This window comes from Polyangiaceae bacterium (assembly GCA_015075635.1).
Taxonomy (GTDB): Bacteria; Myxococcota_A; Polyangia; order Polyangiales; family Polyangiaceae; genus JADJKB01.
Window position 1 is genome coordinate 605,262 of the sequence record JABTUA010000003.1, and the last position, 20,397, is coordinate 625,658.

Annotated in this window: 23 protein-coding genes; 15 read left to right on the top strand and 8 right to left on the bottom strand. The window is 70.3% G+C overall.

Annotation, left to right across the window (positions count from 1 at the left end; all coding sequences use genetic code 11):
- Nucleotides 1-56 precede the first annotated feature (56 nt).
- The 4 genes from HS104_33395 (at nucleotide 57) to HS104_33410 (ending at nucleotide 3,796) form a co-directional block, all read left to right on the top strand.
- Nucleotides 57-2,264, top strand: coding sequence for a B12-binding domain-containing radical SAM protein (locus tag HS104_33395; protein ID MBE7484849.1), 2,208 nt, complete (start codon nucleotides 57-59; stop codon nucleotides 2,262-2,264).
- A 123-nt stretch (nucleotides 2,265-2,387) separates the two neighbouring features.
- Nucleotides 2,388-3,008, top strand: a complete 621-nt coding sequence (locus HS104_33400; GenBank protein ID MBE7484850.1) for a bifunctional nuclease family protein — start codon at nucleotides 2,388-2,390, stop codon at nucleotides 3,006-3,008.
- Between the two features lie 114 nt (nucleotides 3,009-3,122).
- Complete coding sequence (locus HS104_33405; GenBank protein MBE7484851.1) at nucleotides 3,123-3,539, top strand: nucleotidyltransferase domain-containing protein; 417 nt, start codon at nucleotides 3,123-3,125, stop codon at nucleotides 3,537-3,539.
- Nucleotides 3,536-3,796, top strand: coding sequence for a DUF86 domain-containing protein (locus HS104_33410; protein ID MBE7484852.1), 261 nt, complete (start codon nucleotides 3,536-3,538; stop codon nucleotides 3,794-3,796). The genes HS104_33405 and HS104_33410 overlap by 4 nt, the downstream gene beginning before the upstream one ends.
- 10 nt (nucleotides 3,797-3,806) lie before the next feature.
- Here the strand turns inward: HS104_33410 and HS104_33415 are convergent, their stop codons facing one another.
- Nucleotides 3,807-5,171: a sigma-54-dependent Fis family transcriptional regulator gene (locus HS104_33415; GenBank protein MBE7484853.1), complete on the bottom strand. Its 1,365-nt coding sequence runs from the start codon at nucleotides 5,169-5,171 to the stop codon at nucleotides 3,807-3,809.
- Nucleotides 5,168-6,613: a PAS domain-containing protein gene (locus tag HS104_33420; protein MBE7484854.1), complete on the bottom strand. Its 1,446-nt coding sequence runs from the start codon at nucleotides 6,611-6,613 to the stop codon at nucleotides 5,168-5,170. The genes HS104_33415 and HS104_33420 overlap by 4 nt, the downstream gene beginning before the upstream one ends.
- 202 nt (nucleotides 6,614-6,815) lie before the next feature.
- Between HS104_33420 and HS104_33425 the strand changes: the two genes are divergently transcribed.
- The 5 genes from HS104_33425 (at nucleotide 6,816) to HS104_33445 (ending at nucleotide 13,514) form a co-directional block, all read left to right on the top strand.
- Complete coding sequence (locus HS104_33425) at nucleotides 6,816-10,289, top strand: molybdopterin-dependent oxidoreductase (GenBank protein MBE7484855.1); 3,474 nt, start codon at nucleotides 6,816-6,818, stop codon at nucleotides 10,287-10,289.
- Nucleotides 10,290-10,299: 10 nt separating this feature from the next.
- Complete coding sequence (locus HS104_33430) at nucleotides 10,300-11,427, top strand: dehydrogenase (protein MBE7484856.1); 1,128 nt, start codon at nucleotides 10,300-10,302, stop codon at nucleotides 11,425-11,427.
- 20 nt (nucleotides 11,428-11,447) lie between these two features.
- Nucleotides 11,448-12,347 (top strand): hypothetical protein, encoded by a 900-nt coding sequence (locus tag HS104_33435; GenBank protein MBE7484857.1) that lies wholly within the window; start codon nucleotides 11,448-11,450, stop codon nucleotides 12,345-12,347.
- Nucleotides 12,344-13,027, top strand: coding sequence for a molecular chaperone TorD family protein (locus tag HS104_33440; GenBank protein ID MBE7484858.1), 684 nt, complete (start codon nucleotides 12,344-12,346; stop codon nucleotides 13,025-13,027). Before HS104_33435 ends, HS104_33440 begins: the two co-directional genes overlap by 4 nt.
- A 313-nt stretch (nucleotides 13,028-13,340) precedes the next feature.
- Nucleotides 13,341-13,514, top strand: coding sequence for a hypothetical protein (locus HS104_33445; GenBank protein ID MBE7484859.1), 174 nt, complete (start codon nucleotides 13,341-13,343; stop codon nucleotides 13,512-13,514).
- Nucleotides 13,515-13,798: 284 nt separating this feature from the next.
- On the opposite strand, the gene HS104_33450 is transcribed toward HS104_33445, so the two are convergent.
- Nucleotides 13,799-14,602 (bottom strand): CBS domain-containing protein, encoded by an 804-nt coding sequence (locus HS104_33450; protein MBE7484860.1) that lies wholly within the window; start codon nucleotides 14,600-14,602, stop codon nucleotides 13,799-13,801.
- Between the two features lie 292 nt (nucleotides 14,603-14,894).
- On the opposite strand from HS104_33450, the gene HS104_33455 reads away from it, so the two are divergent.
- The gene (locus HS104_33455; protein MBE7484861.1) at nucleotides 14,895-15,152 is read left to right on the top strand and encodes a ribbon-helix-helix protein, CopG family; all 258 of its coding nucleotides are present in this window, start codon (nucleotides 14,895-14,897) and stop codon (nucleotides 15,150-15,152) included.
- Between the two features lie 9 nt (nucleotides 15,153-15,161).
- The gene (locus HS104_33460; GenBank protein MBE7484862.1) at nucleotides 15,162-15,470 is read left to right on the top strand and encodes a type II toxin-antitoxin system PemK/MazF family toxin; all 309 of its coding nucleotides are present in this window, start codon (nucleotides 15,162-15,164) and stop codon (nucleotides 15,468-15,470) included.
- A 17-nt stretch (nucleotides 15,471-15,487) separates the two neighbouring features.
- On the opposite strand, the gene HS104_33465 is transcribed toward HS104_33460, so the two are convergent.
- The 4 genes from HS104_33465 to HS104_33480 all read right to left on the bottom strand — a co-directional run bounded on the left by HS104_33465 (nucleotide 15,488) and on the right by HS104_33480 (nucleotide 17,368).
- Nucleotides 15,488-15,667: a tyrosine-type recombinase/integrase gene (locus HS104_33465; GenBank protein ID MBE7484863.1), complete on the bottom strand. Its 180-nt coding sequence runs from the start codon at nucleotides 15,665-15,667 to the stop codon at nucleotides 15,488-15,490.
- A gap of 188 nt (nucleotides 15,668-15,855) precedes the next feature.
- Nucleotides 15,856-16,230 carry a PIN domain-containing protein gene (locus tag HS104_33470; GenBank protein MBE7484864.1) on the bottom strand — a complete coding sequence of 125 codons (375 nt, stop codon included), beginning with the start codon at nucleotides 16,228-16,230 and terminating at the stop codon, nucleotides 15,856-15,858.
- Complete coding sequence (locus HS104_33475; GenBank protein MBE7484865.1) at nucleotides 16,227-16,433, bottom strand: hypothetical protein; 207 nt, start codon at nucleotides 16,431-16,433, stop codon at nucleotides 16,227-16,229. The genes HS104_33470 and HS104_33475 overlap by 4 nt, the downstream gene beginning before the upstream one ends.
- Before the next feature lie 185 nt (nucleotides 16,434-16,618).
- Nucleotides 16,619-17,368, bottom strand: coding sequence for a tyrosine-type recombinase/integrase (locus tag HS104_33480; protein MBE7484866.1), 750 nt, complete (start codon nucleotides 17,366-17,368; stop codon nucleotides 16,619-16,621).
- 233 nt (nucleotides 17,369-17,601) lie between these two features.
- Between HS104_33480 and HS104_33485 the strand changes: the two genes are divergently transcribed.
- The 3 genes from HS104_33485 to HS104_33495 all read left to right on the top strand — a co-directional run bounded on the left by HS104_33485 (nucleotide 17,602) and on the right by HS104_33495 (nucleotide 19,048).
- Entirely contained in the window at nucleotides 17,602-17,865 is a 264-nt protein-coding gene (locus HS104_33485) for a type II toxin-antitoxin system prevent-host-death family antitoxin (GenBank protein MBE7484867.1), read from the top strand.
- Complete coding sequence (locus HS104_33490; GenBank protein MBE7484868.1) at nucleotides 17,862-18,290, top strand: type II toxin-antitoxin system VapC family toxin; 429 nt, start codon at nucleotides 17,862-17,864, stop codon at nucleotides 18,288-18,290. The genes HS104_33485 and HS104_33490 overlap by 4 nt, the downstream gene beginning before the upstream one ends.
- Nucleotides 18,291-18,475: 185 nt before the next feature.
- On the top strand, nucleotides 18,476-19,048 hold the full coding sequence (locus HS104_33495) for a Uma2 family endonuclease (protein MBE7484869.1): 573 nt from the start codon (nucleotides 18,476-18,478) through the stop codon (nucleotides 19,046-19,048).
- Nucleotides 19,049-19,053: 5 nt separating this feature from the next.
- Here the strand turns inward: HS104_33495 and HS104_33500 are convergent, their stop codons facing one another.
- Nucleotides 19,054-19,380: a four helix bundle protein gene (locus HS104_33500; protein MBE7484870.1), complete on the bottom strand. Its 327-nt coding sequence runs from the start codon at nucleotides 19,378-19,380 to the stop codon at nucleotides 19,054-19,056.
- Nucleotides 19,381-19,762: 382 nt separating this feature from the next.
- On the opposite strand from HS104_33500, the gene HS104_33505 reads away from it, so the two are divergent.
- Nucleotides 19,763-20,395: a class I SAM-dependent methyltransferase gene (locus tag HS104_33505; protein MBE7484871.1), complete on the top strand. Its 633-nt coding sequence runs from the start codon at nucleotides 19,763-19,765 to the stop codon at nucleotides 20,393-20,395.
- Nucleotides 20,396-20,397 lie beyond the last annotated feature (2 nt).

Here is a 20,397-nt window from a genome sequence, read left to right on the forward strand (position 1 = left end):
CGCAGGCGGTCGATCCCCCGCCGCGGGACACTCCCGGCCAACACGGGAGGCGGACCATGCACGTCGTACTGGTGGGCGCGGAGTTCGAGGAGAACTTGGCGGTGCGGTACCTGCGCGGAGCGCTGGAGCACGAGGGACACCCGGTCACGAGCCTGGTCTTCAACGAGGCGAGCGAGATCGAGCGCGTGGCGCGGGAGATCGTCGCCGCGGACGCGCCCCTGACCGGATTGTCGATGGTGTTCACCTACCGCGCGCGAGAGTTCGCGCGCCTGGCGACGCGCGCGCGGCAGCTCGGCTACGCCGGTCACCTGGTCGCCGGAGGGCACTTCGCGGCCATGCACGCCGAGCTGCTCCTGACGGACGTCCCGGCGCTCGACTCGGTCGCGACCAGCGAGGGCGAGCCCATCCTGTGCGAGCTGGTGCGAGCGCTGCCCGAGCCCGCCAGCGTCGCCGGCCTGGTGTGGCGCAAGGGAGGGCAGCTGGTGAGGAACCCGGCTGCACAGAAGCCGCCGGATCTGGACGTGCTGCCGTTCCCGCCGCGCAAGCAGCCCTTCGACGACTACCTGGGGATCCCGATCACCAACATCCTGTCGTCCCGCGGCTGCACCCACAACTGCGCGTTCTGCTCCATCGCGGCCTGGCACCGGCTGTGCGGCGGCGAGCGGCTTCGCCTGCGCGCTCCAGCGCGCCTCGCCGAGGAGATGGCGCTGCTCTACCGGCAAGGCGTGCGCGTGTTCAACTTCCACGACGACAACTTCGTGCTCGACGACAAGGTCGCGATGCTGGAGCGCCTGCGCCAGCTCGACCAAGCGCTGCGCGAACGCGGCGTCACGACCCCGATCGCGTTCGCGATCAAGAGCCGGCCGGACACGGTGGACGAGGAGGTCTTCGCGCGCCTCCGGGACATGGGCATGTTCCGCGTGTTCCTGGGCATCGAGGCCGGGACGCCGGAGTCGCTGCGCCGTCTGGGTCGCGGCCAGACTGTGGAGGACAACATCAGGGCGCTCGACATCCTTGGGCGGCTCGACGTCCACACCTGCTTCAACCTGCTGGTCTTGAACCCCGAGTCCACGCTGGAAGACCTGGCCGGCAACGTCGCGTTCTTGCGGGAGCACCCCGAGCACGCGATGAACTTCTGCCGAACCGAGATCTACGCCGGCACCCCGCTGGAGCGGCGCCTGCGCAAGGAGCGCCGCCTGCTCGGTGACTACTGGGGCTACGACTACCAGATCGCCGATCCGCGGGCGCAGGCCGCCTTCGAGATCATCTATCCGGCCTTCGAAGCGCGGAACTACGGCGACGAGGGCCTGCACCACCTGACCATGCAGATCGACTACGAGCAGCAGCTGCTCGGTCGGTTCTTCGGGCGGCACGACGCGCTCCGCCGGCGGGTGAAGCAGCAGATCGTCGAGGTGAACCTGAACACCTGCCAGCACCTCGAGGCGGTGATCGCGGCCATTCCGCAGCTTCGCACGAGCGAAGACGTCGAGCGCTTCACCGCCGAGACGAAGGCGCGCGTCCACGCGGACAACGCAAGGCTCGGGCGCAAGGTGAAGGAGCTCCTCGACGAGATCCGCTGTACTCCGCTTCGGCCTGCCCGCCGGCATCTGTCCAAGAGCTTCATCCAGGCGGCCGCCGGCGCGGGGCTCGTCGCGTCTCTGGCCGCGGCGGGCTGCAAGGAGAAGAGCCACCCGACGGAGATGGTCGCGATCCCGACGACCACCGCGTCCGGTCCGCCGCTCGACGCCGCAGCGCCAGCGGAGGACGCGACGCTTCCCAGCGGGCCGGCGGCTCTGGTCAAACCCATCCTCGGCGCGGAGCTCCTGCCGCTCCTGTCGCGCCACGTCGTGCCACCCCGGGAGGTCGAGCTCGAGCTCTGGATCGCGACGGACGGCAGCGTCTCCAGGCTGGTCATGCTCCACCCCGCGCTCCAGCCGGAGGCGGAGAAGGAGATCGTGCGGGCAGCGAGCAGGCTGACCTTCGACCAGAGCGCGCGCGGCCAGCGCTTCGTGGTGCAGTTCAGCGACCACGAGCTCACCAGCGCCTCGGCCGACGCCGCCGCTCCGCCGCCCAAGGATCCGACCCACATGAAGGAGCGCGTCCCGCGCCCCGAGATGGCGCCGCGTCCGCCGCCCCCGCGGCCGGAGATGGCGCCGCGGCCGGAGATGGCGCCGCGCCCGCCGCCGCCACGCCCGGAGATGGCACCACGCCCGGAGATGGCGCCGCGCCCGCCTCCCAAGCCGGACAAGTCGGGGCCGTTCTGAGCCTGCGTCAGGCGAGGGGTCGCGCCGGGAGGATCTCCAGCTCGCCTCTGATAGGCGGCGCGCCGTCCCCTTCCGCGACGACGCGGCTGCGGCCGGCTCGGTTGGTTCCGCTATCATCCGCGCATGAAGCCTCTCCATCTGGCCGTCGTCGCCGTCGTGAGCGCCTGCGGGGGCGCGCAGGCCCCGGCGCCTGGACCGGCTCAGCCGAAGGTGGTCGTCGCGGAGTCTCAGGAGGACGACGAGCCGGGTCAGGCGCCGCCGGCGTGCAGCGCGCCCGAGCGTCCGCGCCCCATCGCACCGAAGCTCCCGAACGGGTACGAGGAGATGACCGTGGGGGCGGTGGTGCCGACGGCCGGCGGCGGCAGCGTGGTGTTGGTCGACGCGCGGGGAAAGACGGGGATCCCGATCTTCGTGGGTGGCAGCGAGACCACCAGCATCCAGCACCGCCTGGCCGGTGAGAAGTTCGTGCGCCCGCTCACGCACGACCTGCTCGACGCGATGCTGGCCAAGCTGGACGGCCGCTTGGTCAGCGCGCGGGTGGACTCGCTGGAGAACAACACCTTCATCGGCACCGTCGTGATGCAGAAGGGCTCCGAGCTGGTCGAGCTCGATGCGCGCGCCTCCGACGCCATCGCCCTCGCCCTGGGTGCCCGCGCGCCCATCTACGTCGCGCGGAACGTGATCGCCCAGACCGGCGTGAGCACCTCGGAGCTCGGAGTGGGCGCGACCCCGGCCGCGCCTTGAGCTGCGACGAGCTCGGGCCGCACGCGACTCCGCCGAGCGCCCGCCGAACGCCGCGAGGGCCGCTCGCGTGCGAGAAGGTGAGGGCCCCGGCCAGGCCTGCGCTATGATCGCGCGGTGACCAGCGCGACCAGGGACATCGAGGCGATCCTGCGGCGCCACCTGAGTGAGGAGGGGGGTATCCGACTCGCGCTGCTGTTCGGCTCGGCCGCGCGCGGTCGGCTTCGTCCCGACAGCGATCTCGACGTCGGGATCTGGCCCGTGGATCCGGAGATGCCCCTGAGTGACGAGCTGGCGCTGGCCGCCACGCTCGGCCGCGCGACCGGTCGCGAGATCGACATCGTTCGCCTGGACCGTGCATCCGCCCTCGTGCGGTTCGAAGTCGCGAAGCGACATACCGTGCTCCGCGCCGAACCGGCCGAGAGTCTGCCCCGCTTTCTCGCGTCGGCAGCCCTCGAGCACGCCGAGCTCGGCCCGTTGTGGGAGGATGCCCGGCGTCGCCTGGCCAAGCGACTCGCGAGGGCCGGTTCATGACGGTCGCGGACGAGGGATGGGGGATGCCCGGTTCGTATGCCGAAGCCTTCACCATCCTCGCCGACCATGGGGTGCTTCCAAAGGATCTGGTAGAGCCCCTCGAAGCAATGGCGCGGCTCCGGAATCGGATCGCCCACGGGTATGCATCGGTCGACGCCGACCGCATTTGGCACGAGCTGCCCGCTGGTTTCGCGGCGTTCGAGCGCTTCGTGGTCGCGATCGCGAAGCAGCTCGAGGAACGAGACGCGCCGGCGTAAGTCGCGGCCCTCACTCCGCCAGCTGCGCTCGCCGCGCGCGCTCGTTGAGCCCCAGTTTGTCGAGGCGCCGGTACAGCGTCGCCAGCGGCACGCGGAGCAGGCGGGCGGCCTCGCGCCGGTCGCCGCTCACGCGCTCCAGCGTGGCGGAGAGCAGCGCGCGCTCGAAGTCGTCCATCGACCCGCGGTAGCCGCCCTGCGAAGCGGTGCTGGCGCCGACCAGCTCCGGCGGCAGATCGGCGAGGCCGATGCTCTGGGCGGCGCACACCACGACCGCGCGCTCGATCACGTTCGACAGCTCGCGCACGTTCCCGGGCCAGGGGTAGGTGAGCAAGCGGGTCATGGCGTCGGCGTCGATGCCCATGACGGGGCGCTGGTGTGTGCCGGCGTGCAGCGAGACGAAGTGGTGGGCGAGGGAGGGGATGTCCTCGCTGCGCTCCCGCAGCGGTGGGACCTCGATGCGGATGGCGCTCAGCCGGTAGTACAGATCGCTGCGGAAGCGCTTGTCGCGGACCAAGGTCTGGAGGTCGGCGTTGGTGGCGGCCACGATCCGGCAGTCCACTCGGACCGGGCGCGAGCTCCCCACCGGGACGACCTCCTTGGACTCGATGGCCCTGAGCAGCTTGGCCTGCTGCGAGAGCGGCAGATCGCCGATCTCGTCGAGGAAGAGCGTCCCGCCTTCGGCGGCGCGGAACAGCCCGGCGCGCGGCGAGTCCGCGCCGGTGAAGGCGCCGCGCTCGTGGCCGAAGAGCTGGCTCTCCGCGAGGGCCTCGGGGATGGCGGTCATGTTCACCGCCACGAACGGGCCGCTGCTCCGCGGAGAGCCGTCGTGGATCGCGCGGGCCAAGAGCTCCTTGCCCGAGCCGCTCTCGCCCTGCACCAGCACGGTGCAGGGCGACGGCGCGATCTGCTGCGCCAGAGCCAGCGCGTTGGTCATGGCGCGGCTCTGCCCGATGATGCCGTCAGCGCTCCCCGGCTCGGCGAGCATGCGCCGGAGCCGCGCGTTCTCCTTGATCACGCGGCGGTGCTCGCACATGCGCGCCACCCGCGCGGCGACCTCCCGGAGGCGCAGCGGCTTGACCACGTAGCCGTGGATCCCGGCGTGCAGCGCCTCGACCGCCGAGTCGATGCTGCCGTACGCCGTCATGACGATTACGAGCACGTCGCGCTGCGCGAGCTCCATGGCGAGCGTCAGCCCGTCGGCGCCGGGCAAGCGGATGTCCACCAGCGCGACGTCCGCCTCGAGGGAGGCGCCGGCGGCGAGGACCTCCTCGGCGGAGCTCATGGCCAAGACGTCGTAGCCTTCTCGGCTCAGGTAGCGCTGCAGGTTGTCCCGCAACGTGTCCTCGTCCTCCACGATCAGGATGCGGTCGCTCATGGCTCTCCTTCGGCGCGCAAGATCACGGCGCTAGGGAAGCGCAGCCGGACCGTGGTCCCGCACTCCAGCGCGGTTTCGAGCTCGATGGTGCCGCTCGCGGCGCGCATGGTGGCGGCGGTCACGGTGAGCCCGAGGCCCGTCCCGTGCCCGCGCGGCTTGGTGGTGAAGAGCGGCTCGAGCGCGCGCTCGGCGACCTCGGGGGTCATGCCGCTGCCCGTGTCGGCGACCTCGACGTCCACGCCTTGCTCCGTCTCGCGCGCGCTGACCACGATGCTGCCGCCGCTCGGCATGGCGTCCAGGGCGTTGATCAGCAGGTTGACCAGCATCATCACCAGCTGGTCTTCGATCAGGCGCAAGTGCGGCAGCCGCTCGGGCACGTCCAGCTCGAAGCGGACGCGGCGCGCGCGCGGGTCGTGCCGGACCATGCGCAGCGCGTCCTCGACGGCCTCCTGGATGCAGACGTCCGCGTGCTCGTCGCCCCGGCGCCGTGCGAAATCCGTCATCTCGCGCAGGGTGCGCCCGATGCGGTCCAGGTGTCGCTGCAGGACGCCCACCGAGCGGCGCACCACCTCGGCGTCTTTCTCGTTTTCGAGAAGCTCCAGCTCGCTCGACATGGACGCGAGCGGGTTGGCGATGTCGTGGGCGATGCCCGCGGCCAGGACCCCGAGCGCGGCGAGCTTCTCCTGCGCCAGGAGCTGCGCCTCCAGGCGCTTGGCTTCGGTGATGTCACGGGCCACCTCCAGCGCGACCTCTTCGCCGGTCTCGGGATCGAGCAGCGGGTAGGCGTCGATGCTGAAGATGCGCCCGGAGGCGTCGGCTCGAACGTCACCCAGCACCGGCGCGCCCTCGGCCAGGGCGCGCTGCCCCACGCAGCCCGAAGCGCGGCACTCCTTGCCCTTCATCCGGCAGGGGCGCCCGACCTCCCCGTCGCCGACGACCGCTCGCGCGACCTGGTTCGCCTTCAGGACGCGCCCCTTGCGGTCCAGCACCACGAGGCGATCGCGGAGCGCGTCGAAGAGCCGCTCCGAGAACTGCTGCGCCCGCCCGAGAGCGTGGGTGCGCTGCTCGAAGGCTCCGCTGAGATCAAAGTACGCTCGCGCGAAGGCCCCCTCGTAGCGGCGGCGCATGGAGCGGATGTTGAAGAAGGCCCAGGTGCCGATCACCACCGAGGTGCCGATCCCGCGGGCCATGTGCAGCCGGTGGATGTCGGTCGAGTCGAGCCGGTCGAGCAGCCAGGCCCGCTCGACGATCTCGTAGGCGAGGAAGATGAGCAGGATGATCGCGGTGCCCACGCCGGCGGTCAGCAGGTAGGTCCTGACCCAGGACCGATCGACGCCGCCGTCCGTCGCCTCGATCGGCGCGAGCTCCCGGCGGAAGGTTCCGACCGGATCGACCGCGACGTTGCCGGAGTCCATGCCTCGCAGGATGACGCCCGTCCCCATTCTCGGAAATGAGAAGCGTCAGCCCCGGGCCGCTGCGACTTTCTCACCCGTGACGACGCTGGAGGCGCCGGCGTTCTCGAATTCGAGAACGCCCCGGTGGCGCTGCCCGAGAAAAGCCGCGCGATCGCCGCTGGCTCGCCGCTTGCTCTGGCGCCTTGGCGCCGCGGCAGTGTCGCGCGCGCACGAGCGGGAAGGTTCCGGAATGAAACGCCAGCAAGCCCTGGGTCGCCGATCGTTCTTGCAGCTCTTCGCGGCGAGCGCCGGCGCCGCGCTCGCGAGCAGCGCCGACAAGGCGTGGGCCTTCAACTTCCTCGAGCCCGTGCACGTGGAGAACCCTCTGGCGGCGTATCCCAACCGCTCCTGGGAGGGGATCTACCGCGACCTCTACGCCTACGACTCGACCTTCACCTTCACCTGCGCGCCGAACGACACGCACAACTGCCTGCTGACCGCCTACGTGCGCTCGGGTACGGTGGTGCGTCTCGGTCCGACCTTCCGCTACGGCGAGGCGTCGGACATCGGCGGGCCCGGACCCTCGCACCGCTGGGATCCTCGCTGCTGCCAGAAGGGGCTGGCGCTGGTCCGGCGCTTCTACGGCGATCGGCGCTGCAAGTACCCGCTGGTGCGCAAGGGCTGGCTCGAGTGGGTCAAGGCGGGGACGCCGCGTGACCCGGCGACGGGCAAGGTCGATCCGAAGTACCTGAACCGGGGCAAGGACCCGTTCGTGCGCGTGAGCTGGGAGGACGCCTTCGAGCTCGTGGCCCAGGGCCTCTCGTCGGTCGCGGCGGCCTACAACGGCGAGCAAGGCAAGAAGTGGCTGACCGCCCAGGGCTTCGACCCGGCGATGGTCGATGCCACCAAGGGCGCCGGGACGCAGGTCATCAAGATGCGTGGCGGCATGCCGCTGCTCGGCGTCACGCGCATCTTCGCCCAGTACCGCTTCGCCAACGGCCTGGCCCTCCTCGACGCGCACACGCGCAAGGTCGATCCGAAGGACGCGCTCGGCTCCCGCGGCTGGGACAACTACACCTGGCACACCGACTTGCCCCCCGGGCATCCGATGGTCAGCGGACAGCAGACCTTCGACTGGGATCTCTCGCTGGCAGAGCACAGCAACCTGCTCGTGTGCTGGGGCATCAACTGGATCACCACCAAGATGCCGGACGCCCACTGGCTGACCGAGGCGCGCATCAAGGGCACCAAGGTCGCGGTCATCGCCTGCGAGTACTCGGCAACGATGAACAAGTCGGACCTAGCCCTGGTGGTGCGGCCGGGCACCACGCCCGCGCTGGCCCTCGGCTTCGCCCACGTGATCCTGCGCGACAAGCTCTTCGACGTGGACTTCGTCAAGAACTTCACCGACCTGCCGGCGCTGGTCCGGATGGACACCCTCGAGCTCCTGCGCGCGGCGGACGTGTCGGGCCTGGGCGGCGAGGGAGGCCTCGCGGCGGAGGTGCTGGCGGAGGGCGCGAAGCCGCCGTCGCCTCCCGAGCAGAAGACGACCTACGTGCCGGACGCCATCAAGGACAAGCTCGCGCCGTTCGTGATCTGGGACGAGAAGGCCAAGAAGGCGAGCAAGGTCGCCCGCGCGGACTACGGTAAGAAGGCCAAGGGCAAGAGCGGCGGCGCCGCGCTGACCGGCTCGTACCAGGTCGAGCTCGCGAGCGGCGAGACCGTGGAGTGCCGGCCCGTGTTCGACCTGATCCAGTCCTACGTGATGGAGAACTTCGACCCGGCCTCGGTGGAGCGCATCACCTGGGCGCCGGCCGCCGGAGTGGAGGCCATCGCCAAGGAGATCGCCCAGAACCCGGAGAAGACGCTGTTCGCCTGCGGCATGGGGCCGAACCAGTTCTTCAACAACGACCTGAAGGACCGCGCCATCCTGCTGGTAGCCGCGCTGACCCGCAACCTCGGCTTCCCGGGCGGCAACGTCGGCTCCTACGCCGGGAACTACCGCGGGGCCTACTTCAACGGCCTGCCGCAGTGGGCCATGGAGAACCCCTTCGACCTCGAGCTCGACGCGCAGAAGCCCGCGCGACCCAAGACCTACTTCAAGTTCGAGAGCGTCCACTACTGGAACCACGGCGACAAGCCGCTCCGCATGGGCAAGGAGCTGGTGACCGGCAAGGGCCACATCCCGACGCCCACCAAGGCCATCTGGGTCTCGAACAGCAACTCGCTGATCGGCAACGCCAAGGGCCACTACGAGTCGGTGGTCAACACGCTGCCCAAGAGCGACATGGTCGTGGTCAACGAGTGGTGGTGGACGGCCTCTTGCGAGTACGCCGACGTGGTCTTCCCGGTGGACTCGTGGTGCGAGTTCAAGCACCCGGACGTGACGGCCAGCGTCACCAACCCGTTCATCAGCGTCTTCCCGCGCACGCCCCTCGATCGCATCTACAACACCAAGAGCGACATCGAGGTGTCGGCCGGGGTGGCTAAGGCGCTGGGCAAGCTGACGGGAGACGCGCGCTTCTCGGAGGCCTGGAAGTTCGTGGAGGAGGGTCGCGTGGACGTCTACCTCCAGCGCATCTTCGACGCCTCGAACATGGCGCGCGGCATCGACTTCCTGGAGGCCGAGCGCCAGGCCCAGGCCGGCGTCCCCACGGTCATCCAGTCGCGGACCTATCCGAAGACGGTGGGCTGGGAGAACTCCAACGAGGACAAGCCCTGGTACACGCGCACCGGGCGGCTCGAGTTCTTCCGCCAGGAGATCGAGTGGCGGGACTCCGGTGAGAGCATCCCCGTGCACCGCGAGCCCATCGACTCGACCTTCTACGAGCCGAACGTCATCGTCGCCAAGCCACACCCGGCCATCCGCCCCAAGGGGCCCGAGGCCTACGGCGTGCCCAAGGCCCAGCTCGACAGCGAGGTGCGCCAGGCCCGCCACGTCGTCAAGCCCTGGGCCGAGGTCGAGAAGACGCGGCACCCGCTGACCGCCCACGACGAGAGCTACAAGTTCATCTTCCACACGCCCAAGTACCGCCACGGCGCGCACACGACCCCGGTGGACACCGACATCGTGGCGACGTGGTTCGGTCCCTATGGCGACATGCTGCGCCACGACCCGCGGACGCCGTTCGTGACCGAGAACTACGTGGACCTGCACCCCGACGACGCCAAGGCGTTGGGCATCGAGGACGGCGACTACGTGTACATCGACGCCGACCCCGAGGACCGCCCGTTCCACGGCTGGAAGAACAAGCCCGATGACTACAAGGTCGCGCGCCTGCTCTGTCGCCTGCGCTACTACCCGGGGACGCCGCGGGGAGTCGCGCGCATGTGGCACAACATGTACGGCTCCACCTACGGTTCCGTGCGCGGCACGGAGGTCAACGCCAACAAGCTCGCGAAGAACCCCGACACCGGCTACCAGTCGCTGTTCCGCACCGGCAGCCACCAGTCGTGCACGCGCGGCTACATCAAGCCGACGCACATGACGGACTCGCTGGTCCGAAAGGACATGATGGGTCAGACGCTGGGTGCGGGCTTCGCGGCCGACGTCCACTGCCCCACGGGCGCGCCGCGCGAGGCGATGACCCGCATCACGCGCGCCGAGGCCGGCGGCCTGGGCGGCAAGGGTTTGTGGAAGCCGGCGGAGAAGGGCCTTACCCCGCGCCACGAGAGCGACGCGCTGAAGAAGTTCATCGCCGGCAAGTACGTCTCCGTCAAGTGAGGGCCATCCGATGTCCAAAGTGAAGAACTGGCAGCTGGGTCGCGAGATGGACTACCCGTACGACGACGCGCGCCCGAAGCGGCAGCTCGCGTACATCTTCGATACCAACAAGTGCATCGCCTGCCAGACCTGCTCGGTGGCGTGCAAGACCACCTGGACCAGCGGCAAGGGGCAGGAGCAGATCTTCTACAACAACGTCGAGACAAAGCCCTACGGCTTCTACCCGCAGGCCTGGGACGTGAAGCTCCTGGACCAGCTCGGGAGCGCAGAGTGGAACGGCGAGAAATACGCCGGCAAGACCATCTTCGAGGCCGCCCCTACGGGAGAGCGCGCCCTGGGCTACCTGCCGGACGAGGACGAATACGCCTCGCCGAACATCGGCGAAGACGTGGTCGCCGGCGAGGTGCAGAAGGGCGCCTTCTTCCAGGGCGTCCACCAGGTCTGGCAGTTCTACCTGGCGCGCATCTGCAACCACTGCACCTATCCCGGCTGCCTGAGCGCGTGCCCGCGCAAGGCCATCTACAAGCGCGAGGAAGACGGCATCGTGCTCGTGGACCAGTCGCGCTGCCGCGGATATCGGGAGTGCGTGAAGGCCTGCCCCTACAAGAAGGTCTTCTACAACATGATCACGCGCGTCAGCGAGAAGTGCATCGGCTGCTTCCCGCTGATCGAGAAGGGCGAGCAGCCTCAGTGCGTGAAGACCTGCATCGGCAAGATCCGGCTGCAAGGCTTCATCAGCAAACCGGGCGAGGAGAAGGAGGACAACCCCATCGACTACCTGGTGCGGATCCGCAAGGTAGCGAAGCCCCTCTACCCGCAGTACGGAACCGAGCCGAACGTCTACTACATCCCGCCCGTCCATGTGCCACGCGACTTCCTGGGGCAGCTCTTCGGCCCGGGGGTGGAGCAGGCCATTGAGACCTACCGCAGCGCGCCGCAGGACAAGAAGCTCCTCGCCGCGCTGCTCATGTTCGGCAACACGCCGCGCACGCTGCACCGCTTTGCGGAGCAGAAGGACCACGCCGTCGGCTTCGACGCGGACGACAAGGAAGTGATCCGCGTGCCGTACACCGAGCCCTTCTACAAGCGCGACTTCTTCGATCAGAAGCGGAAGGTCTACCGGCTCAACGTCACCTGAGACCGCGAGGACGCGTCATCATGCGTAAATCCCGATTTTTCATCACCGTATCGCTGCTCGTCGGCGCTTCGGCCGCGCTGGGCGGCGGCTGCTCGGGCAAGAAGGCCCCGGGCGAGAGCGGCGGTGCCAGCGAGCTCAGCGCCATCAAGGTGGACAAGGCGCCGCTCGAGGCCGCGAGCGACCTCTGGGAGCAGTCGCCCGAGATGATCCTGGAGCTGTTGCCTCAGGGCGTGGCGTTCCCGATGCTCCAGTCGCCGAACGTCTCCAAGCTGAAGGTGCGCGCCCTGCGCGACGGCGAGTGGCTGGCGCTCCGCCTACAGTGGGAGGACAAGACCCGGAGCGATCAGCTCGAGGTCGACAAGTTCACGGACGCGGTGGCCGTGGAGCTGCCGCTGGGTGAGCCGAGCAAGGCCAACCCGATGATGGGCGCGAAGGGCAACCCCGTTTACATCGCGCACTGGAAGGCGGTCTGGCAGCGGGACGTGGACAAGGGGCGCGCCGACGTGCAGGACTACCACCCGAACTTCTGGGCGGACACCTACCCGTTCGTCTCGCTGGGCCACCCCTATCCGGTGACCGAGGCGTTCCAGTCGGCGAACCAGAGGCGCTACCTGCCGGGTCTCGCCGCCGGCAACCCGGTCTCCAGCCTGCACCGGCGCGAGCCGGTGGAGGAGCTGCAAGCGGAGGGCTTCAGCACGCTGGCCGATCACCGCTATCAGGACGCGCGCGCGAAGGGCGTCCACAAGGACGGGACGTGGCACGTCGTGATCGCCGTCCCGCTGCGCGTCGCCGATCCCGCGAACCCGGTGCTCCAGCCGGGCGTCGCGACGCAGGTGGCCTTTGCGGTCTGGGACGGGGGCGCCGCCAACGTGGCTGGGAGGAAGCAATGGTACTCGTTCGTGACGCTGAAGCTGCCGTGAACAGCGCGCTCCTGCGCGCCGAGGGCTACCGCTTGCTGGGCCTCGCGCTCGCTTACCCGGCGGACCCCGAGGAGCTCCGCGCCGAGCTCGCGGCGGCCCCGGCCGAGCTCGACGCGATCGCCGGCCGGCTCCTGCCCTGGCTGGACGACGAGCTCCCCGGCGAGCACGCTCGGCTGTTCTCCCAGACCACGCCCGTGAGCCCCTGCGAGGGACACTACTTCGCCAGCGACAAGGGCGTGCTGATGGGGCAGCTCGCCAAGCTGTACGAGCTGTTCGGCGCGCGCGTGGGCGGAAGCGAGCGCGAGAGCGCCGACCACGTCGGCGTCGAGGTCGAGTTCGCGGCGCTGCTCTCGGTGAAGGAGGCGCTGGCCCTCGACGCGGGCGCCGAGGCCGAGGAGTCCCTGGCGGTCACGCGGCGCGCGCGGCAGGTGTTCATGCAGGAGCACCTCGGACGCTTCACGGACGAGCTCGGCGCGCGCCTGTCGGAGAGCTCGCGCCATCCCTTCTACGCGGTGCTCGGCGAGGTGCTCGCGCGCTGGGTGGCGGCGGATCTCGCCGCGAGCGGCTTCTGTGTCGAGCGCAAGGCCGACGCCGCTCGCCGCTCGCTGCCCGTCGTCGCGCCCGAGCCCGACGAGCTGACGTGCGGGATGGGTGGGGTGCCATCGAGCTCGCTCGGCTAGCGAGAGAGGGGGCGCGGGCAGCGGCAGGGGGCCGCGGGAGAGCGTCGAGCGAGGAGGGGAGAGCGTCGAGCGAGGAGGGGAGAGCGTCGAGCGAGGAGGGGAGAGCGTCCAGCGAGGAGGGGAGAGCGTCCAGCGAGGAGGGGAGAGCGTCCAGCGAGGAGGGGAGAGCGTCGAGCGAGGAGGGGAGAGCGTCGAGCGAGGAGGGGAGAGCGGGACCTCACCCCGTGAACGTGAACCTCTCCCCGTCGAGCCCCACCTTGATGCTCGTGCCCTCCGCGTACTTGTTGCCGAGCAGCGACTCCGCCAGCGGATCTTGCACCTGCTTCAAGATCGCGCGGCGGAGAGGGAGTTCGACGCGCTCCGGATCGAACGCACCGCGAGCGGCGCCGTGCGGATCGAAGCGCCGCCCGAGGCCGCCGAGCAGCTCGTGGCGCTCTTCCAGGGCATGGCGAAGCTCCTCGGTGCGTCCGCCGCCGCTCGACCCTGAGCCGGCTCCAGCGCCACGCGATCGAGGGCGCGAGCGCAGCGAGCAGCGGGCAGCGCGAGAGTGTCGCGCGGCGCGGGGAGAGCGGGAGCGTGGAGGAACGAGCGGGGGCGCCCTGCGCCCGCCCTCCGCGCCCGCCCTCCGCCCCTCGCTCACCGCGCTGCCCCTGCCCACTGCCCCCTGCACCCGCGCACCTCTGGTTCAGTGGGCGCATGCGCGGCTCTCGCGCCGCACCTCGCCGAACAGGGCGGGCACCTCGCCGCGCTCCGCCGCGCTGCGCGCAAGGTTCAGTGGTGCGAACCCACTGCTGCCGCTGCTGCTGCCGCCTTCGCGAAGTCCAGCCCGGAGACGATGCCCACGAGGTGCTTCCCCTCCATGACCAGCACGTGCCGCGCGCGGGTGGCGGCGGCCTGGGCGGCGGCGTGGTGCAGCGCGGTGATCTCGTGCACGGTGATGAAGCGCGAGCTCATCATCACGTCCACGGGCAGGTGGTCGGCGTGAGCGGTGCTCTCGAGCGCCTCGCGCTGGGTGAACATGCCGACGGGCCGCTCCTCCGGGCCGGTCACGACCACGAGCCCGGTCACGCCGGTCGAGCGCAGCCGCTGGGTCGCCTCCGCGAGCGGAGTCCGTGCGTCCACGGTGCCGACCGGCGCCGACATCAGCGCGGCGACGGGCGTCGTCACCCGCGCGTCCACCAGCGCGCGCATCACCTCGACGGTGCCGACGACGCCGAACAGGGTGTGGGGCTTGCGCACGAACAAGCGGTGCACCGAGCGCTCGGCCATCTCGCGCGCGGCGCTGACCATGTCGGCCTCCGGCCCCAACGTGAACACCGGTGCGTGCATGTAGTCACGAACCTTTTGCGCCGGGAGCACCAGCTTCGACGCGCCTTCTGCGCCGCGGACGATGCGCGCGACGCGCAGGAGATCCGTGCGCGAGATCACGGCGGCCAGAGGCTCCGCCCCGTCGGAGACACCGAGACACGAGACATTCTGCGTCTCCAGCCGATGACGCGCGGTCTCCAGGTCGGTGTCGGCCGCGATGATGAAGACCGGGCTCTTCATGTAGTGGGTGACGGGGTGGCCGAGCATGCTCGGCACGAAGCCAGAAGCGTGCCACGGCCCCCTACGCGAGCGGTCCTGTCCCAGACCCCTGTCCGCGAGCACCCCGCAAGGTCCTCCGCGCTCGCCACTCTTCGCTCCCGCTCATCCCCCTTCGCGCCCCGCCCTGCCCCTGCCCACTGCCCCGTGCACCCGCGCACTCCGGCGGGCGTGCGCAGCGGGCAGGGGGCAACGGGAGTGCGTCGGGCGAGGAGGGGAGAGCGGGGGCGGGGAGCGACCACGGTCGGTTGACCGCTCTGCCGCAGTATGACAAATTCATACCGTGGTTGAAAAGCTCGCCATCAGCTTGGACCGCGAGCTCTTGCGCAGAGCCGAGCAGCTTCGCCGCGCGACGGGGGAGTCGCGGAGCGCGCTGGTCGCTCGGGCCCTGCGGCAACTGCTGCGCGCGCAGGAGGTGGAGCAGCTGGCGCGGGACTACGTCGCGGCCTACCGCCGGGTGCCCGAGACCCCGCTGGAGGTCCGTGCGGCGCGGGCGCTCGCGAAGAAGTCACTGGCGCGTGTCGAGTGGGACGATGCGTGACGCAAGGTCATGAAGCGCGGTGAGGTCTGGTGGGCGCGCCTGGACAAGAGGCGCCCGGTGGTGCTGGTCTCTCGCGAGGAGGCCTACGCGGTGCGGGCGATGGTCATTGCCGCCCCGGTGTCCACCACGATTCGGGGGTTCGCGGTCGAGGTGAAGGTCGGCCGAAGCGAAGGCCTTCCGCGAGCCGGCGTCGTCAACTGCGACTGGCTGGTCACCGTGCCCAAGGCGGACTTGATCGAGCGCGCCGGGCGCCTGGCTCCCGCCAAGGTCCGGCTGTTGGACGACGCCCTGCGCTTCGCCCTGGGCCTCGAGGACTGACACCGGCAGGCCGGCAATCACAGCACGACGGTGGCGTCGTCGATCGGGGTTCGCGCCGCTGCAACGGTCGAGCAGGATACGTGGACGTAGCGGGCGGTGCTGCGAGGGCTCCCGTGCCCGAGCAGCTGCTGAATCACGGGGAGCTCCGTGCCCCGCTCGAGCGAGTGGGTGGCGAAGGTGTGCCGGAGCACGTACAGAGTGACGCGTGGGAACGATCTTCGAAAAGCGCCGCGAGGCGCCGGGCTTGCCTGCTCTCGAGCTCACCGCGGCAGCTCGCAGCATGCAACCAAGCCGCGCGCGTTCGAGCAAGCTGCGCACACGCGCAGGATTCACCCTGCGCGCTCGACCAGGCGACCGAGGGTACCGATGATGCGGTTGAAGCTCGCTAGGCGAGCTCGAGCTTGCCCACTCGAACGAAGTGCCGGAAGTCGGGGTCCCGCGTGACGAGCGGCACATGATGATCGATGCAGGTCTGTGCGATCAAGGTGTCCGCGAGCCGTGCGCGCAGGCCGCGGGCCAGGACCTTCGCACGCAACACGCCGGAACGCTCCCAAAAGCCATCCAACAAGTCGAGCTGGGGCAGAGCCAGGAACAGCTTGGCGGTCGAAGCGGGCAACTTTGGATTGCTCAACAGCTCGCACAGTACCGGAGGTGGAAGAACGGCGTGCCCGTGCTCGAGCGCAAGCTCGACCTTTTCGACATCAGCGCCAGAGTGGTCCGCCAGATACGCGCCCCACGAGCTGGTGTCGATCGCGATCACGTGCGGTCTTCCCGGAGCTCGTCGAGGTCGAGCTCGAGATCGATCTTGCCGCGGAGTCGCTTCAGCCCGTCGTAAGCCTGCCGGGCCGCGACGAGCTCGAGCCCTCTCCGCACGGTCGGCGCAAGCCCGAGACCGGTCGCGCGCTTGGCTCGCCGCACGAGCTCATCCGGAACGACGACCGTGATCTTCCGGGCTGCCTTCATACCAGCATGGATACCAGCACCCATGCTGGCATGCAACGCACCCACCCCTGGGACTGCGCACGCCCGCCGGAGTGCGCGGGTGCAGCGGGCAGTGGGCAGTGGGCAGGGGCAGGGCGGAGGCCGTGGAGCTGGCGCGCGCGGCCAGCGGGGACCGGGCCTCGAGGACTGACGCCAACCGGCGGGCATCACAGCGCGAAGGTGGCGTCGTCGATCGGGGTTCGCGCTGCTGCCACGGTCGAGCAGGATACGTGGACGTAGCGGGCGGTGCTGCGAGGGCTCTTGTGTCCGAGCAGCTGCTGAATCACGGGGAGCTCCGTGCCCTGCTCGAGCGAGTGGGTGGCGAAGGTGTGCCGGAGCACGTGCGGCGTGACGCGCTTCGGGATGCCCGCGTCCTGGGCCGCGCGGGCGAGCGCTCGCCGCGCGACCTCGGCGTGAACTGGACGCCCGCGACGGGACGCGAACAACCACGGTGGCGCTGGTCTCACGACGCACGCGTAGGCGCGGAGCACGCCGGCGAGGCGAGCGCCAAGCGTCACCAGCCGCTCGTGCCCGCCCTTCGCGCCGGTCACGCGGATCACGCCGCGCTCGACGTCCACGTCCTCCATCTTCAGCGCGCACGCCTCCGACAGGCGCAGGCCGGTGGCGTACATGGTCAGGAACATCGTCCGAAAGACGGGCGAGCGCAGCGCGCCCAGGAGCCTCATCACCTCGCCCGTGCTCAGCACGACCGGCAAGCGCCGGGGCCCGGCGCGGCGAGACAGGAACGCGACCGCCTCCGGCCGGCCCAGCGTCCTCCGGAACAGGAAGCGGACGGCGGCGTACTGCTGGCGCACGCGGCCCGCGCTGGTGTCACGGGCCGCCGTCTCACGAGCCCAGGCGCGCAGGCGCGCCGGAGTCAGCTCGCTCACGCTGGCCGACTCGAGCAGCTTGCCCACCGCCGCCAGGTGCGCGCGCCGCGTGTGTGGCGAGTAGCCGGCGAGGTCCTCCGCCCCCCCCTCGTCCCACTTCGCGCCCCGCTCTGCCCCTGCCCGTTGCCCCCTGCACCCGCGCTCCCAGCGGGCAGCGCGCCAGCTTGCCGGCCGGAGGCCATGGGGCTATTCTGGTCAGGGTGACCAGAACGAGGAAAGCGCCCGAAACCAAGCCGAAGCCGCGAGCACGCGGGGGTCGCATCCGGGCCAACCGTTGGGCCCTTCAAGATGCAAAGGCGCGCTTCAGCGAGCTAGTGCGGCGAGCATCGAGCGAAGGGCCGCAGCACGTGACCGTACACGGGCACGAACAGGTGGTGGTCGTGGCCGCCGACGAGTACCAGCGCCTCGCCGGCAGCCGAACGGGTGCGGAGCTGGTGGCCGCGCTCCAGGCGTCACCTCATCGGGACGTCGACATCGAGCCGCCGCGCCTTCCGCTCCCCGTGCGCGCCGTGGATTTGCCGTGAGTGGCTGGCTGCTCGACACGAACGTGCTCTCGGAGCTTCGGCGCGCTCGTCCGGCGCAGCGAGTGGTTGCCTTCGTCGCCTCCCAGCCGCTGGCGTCGCTCTTCGTCAGCACCGTCACGCTGGCGGAGATCAGGTTTGGGATCGAGCGCCTCGATGACGCCGTGCGCCGCCGCGAGCTGGGCGCGTGGCTCGAACACCGCGTGCGGCCGATGTTCGAGCAGCGCGTGCTTCAGGTGAGCGAGGACGTCATGCTCGAGTGGCGCGTGCTCGTCGAGCAGGGGCGGAAGACCGGCTACACGTACTCGCAGCCGGACCTGATCATCGCGGCCACGGCTCGCCTGCATGGCATGACCGTGGTCTCTCGCTATCACAAGGAGTACGACCGCGCGCAAGTTCCGGTGGTGAACCCCTGGTCCGACAGCTGACCCGCTCCCCTCCGCCCTCCGCCCCCCCCCCCCCTCGTCCCACTTCGCGCCCCGCCCTGCCGCTGCCCTCTGCCCCCTGCACCCGCGCACTCTGGAGGATGCGGCGAGCGCAGCGGGCCACTGCCCCCTGTACTCGCGCTCCGTTCGCCTGCGGGGGCAGCAACGGACGGGTATACTTCGCAGCGATGGTCCAGCGCGCTCCCGCTCCCGGCTTCGACGCGCTCTGGGAGCACCTCGCCGAGTTACCCGACGACGTGGTGGGAGAGATCGTGGCCGGGGAGATCCGCACGACGCCTCGGCCTGATCCACCTCACCTTCGCGCCGCAGCGGGTGTCGGGGTGTTCCTGGGCGGAGCGTTCGGGATGGGGATCGGCGGGCCCGGCGGCTGGGTGATCCTCGCAGAGCCGCGCATCCGCTTCGAGGACGAGCTTCGAGTCCCCGACATCGCGGGATGGCGGGGCGAGCGCTACGCGGAGCCGGAGCGGGGTCCGTACACGCTGCCCCCCGACTGGATCTGCGAAATCCTCTCGCCCTCGACGGCGGCAGTGGGCTGCGGGGAGAAGCAGCCGCTCTACGCGCGCTCCCGAGTCGGCCACCTCTGGCTCATGGACCCGATCGCGAGGACCTTGGAGGTGCTGCGCCTTCAGGGCGACCTGTGGGTCGTCGCGGCGGTATTCACCGGGGAGGCGGTCGTGCGCGCGGAGCCCTTCGACGCCATCGAGCTGGATCTCGGAAAGATCTGGCGCGGTCGAGCCTAGCCCGCTCACCCCGCGCGCTCGACCAGCCTGACCAGGGTACCGATGATGCGGTTGAAGCTGGCGCGCATGTCCTGGTCGATGGGCGCGGTGTACCCGAAGGCCTCGGCGAGCTCCAAGCAGGCCAGCATCTCCCGCGCGGACCCGAGCGCGACGTGGTACTTCGCGGCGCGATTGCGTCCGCGGGAGTACATGCCCTCGCCCAAGTTTTGCCCCACGCTGGCGGAGCACCTTCGAAGCTGGCGGCCGAGGTCGCGGTCCTTGCGATCGATGACGGCCATGGTTGGTCGAAGCTGGCGGATGAGGTGGAGGACGACCGGATAGATACGGAGCATTCGGTCTTTCTCTCTTTCTGCTCGCGAGAGCGAGAGCTCGCCGCCGCCGCGCGAGCCCCTTGGGAATCCCCGGAGGGGGAGAGACCGGGTCAAGGCTCGCGCGAGCGAGAGCGAGCGCGACCGCGGCGTTAGCCGCGGCTTGGCCTTGACGCGGGCACGGCTGACCCGCCCCGCCCCCCTCCGCCCCCGCCCACCGCTCCACGCCCTCCGCCCTGCCCCTGCCCACTGCCCACTGCACTCGCGCCCCTCTGGTTCAGTGGGCGCATGCGCGGCTCTCGCGCCGCCCCTCGCCGCCCATGGCGGGCCCTCTGACGCCCTCCGCCGCGCAGCGCGCAAGGTTCAGTGGTGCGAACCTCCGCCTGGCCTTAGCTTCGAGCAGTCCATGGACTTCCGCCCCCAGGTCCCGCCCGAGCACTACGACCTCGACTACGACAGCAAGATCCGCTTCATCTCGTACTGGACGCAGATCCACGAGGTCGTGAGGCTGCGCCCGAAGAGCGTCCTGGAGGTCGGCATCGGCAACGGCTTCGTGCACCGCTACCTGCGCCAGCGCGGCTACGCGGTACACACCGTGGACGCCGACGCGCGGCTCGGGCCCGACACGGTCGCGTCGGTGGAGTCGCTGCCGTTCCGGGAGCGCGAGTTCGAGTTGGTGTGCTGCTTCGAGACGCTGGAGCACCTGCCCTTTGAGCGCTTCCGCGCGGCGGCGGAGGAGCTCCGCCGGGTCGCGGACCGCTGGGTGCTGATCAGCGTGCCGGACGTGACGCCCTACCTGCGCTTCCACCTGGAGTGGGGCTTCCCGAAGCTGATCCTGGAGAAGCTCCTGGAGCTGCCGGCGCGGCGACCGCCGGTGCACGAGTTCGACGGCGAGCACTACTGGGAGATCGGCAAGCGGGGCTATCCGCTCTCGCGGGTGCGCGCGGAGCTCGAGTCCGCGGGCCTGGCCGTGGAGGGAACGCCGCGCATCGCGGAGGAGCCGTGGCATCGCTTCTTCCGCTGCCGCGTGCGACCCTGAGC

Coding starts and splice junctions, on each gene's coding strand:
- HS104_33505 (MBE7484871.1), top strand. CDS start 19,763: ATGGACTTCCGCCCCCAGGTCCCGCCCGAGCACTACGACCTCGACTAC.
- HS104_33415 (MBE7484853.1), bottom strand. CDS start 5,171: ATGAGCGACCGCATCCTGATCGTGGAGGACGAGGACACGTTGCGGGAC.
- HS104_33400 (MBE7484850.1), top strand. CDS start 2,388: ATGAAGCCTCTCCATCTGGCCGTCGTCGCCGTCGTGAGCGCCTGCGGG.
- HS104_33475 (MBE7484865.1), bottom strand. CDS start 16,433: ATGAAGGCAGCCCGGAAGATCACGGTCGTCGTTCCGGATGAGCTCGTG.
- HS104_33460 (MBE7484862.1), top strand. CDS start 15,162: ATGAAGCGCGGTGAGGTCTGGTGGGCGCGCCTGGACAAGAGGCGCCCG.
- HS104_33450 (MBE7484860.1), bottom strand. CDS start 14,602: ATGCTCGGCCACCCCGTCACCCACTACATGAAGAGCCCGGTCTTCATC.
- HS104_33435 (MBE7484857.1), top strand. CDS start 11,448: ATGCGTAAATCCCGATTTTTCATCACCGTATCGCTGCTCGTCGGCGCT.
- HS104_33395 (MBE7484849.1), top strand. CDS start 57: ATGCACGTCGTACTGGTGGGCGCGGAGTTCGAGGAGAACTTGGCGGTG.
- HS104_33425 (MBE7484855.1), top strand. CDS start 6,816: ATGAAACGCCAGCAAGCCCTGGGTCGCCGATCGTTCTTGCAGCTCTTC.
- HS104_33410 (MBE7484852.1), top strand. CDS start 3,536: ATGACGGTCGCGGACGAGGGATGGGGGATGCCCGGTTCGTATGCCGAA.
- HS104_33420 (MBE7484854.1), bottom strand. CDS start 6,613: ATGGGGACGGGCGTCATCCTGCGAGGCATGGACTCCGGCAACGTCGCG.
- HS104_33495 (MBE7484869.1), top strand. CDS start 18,476: ATGGTCCAGCGCGCTCCCGCTCCCGGCTTCGACGCGCTCTGGGAGCAC.
- HS104_33430 (MBE7484856.1), top strand. CDS start 10,300: ATGTCCAAAGTGAAGAACTGGCAGCTGGGTCGCGAGATGGACTACCCG.
- HS104_33500 (MBE7484870.1), bottom strand. CDS start 19,380: ATGCTCCGTATCTATCCGGTCGTCCTCCACCTCATCCGCCAGCTTCGA.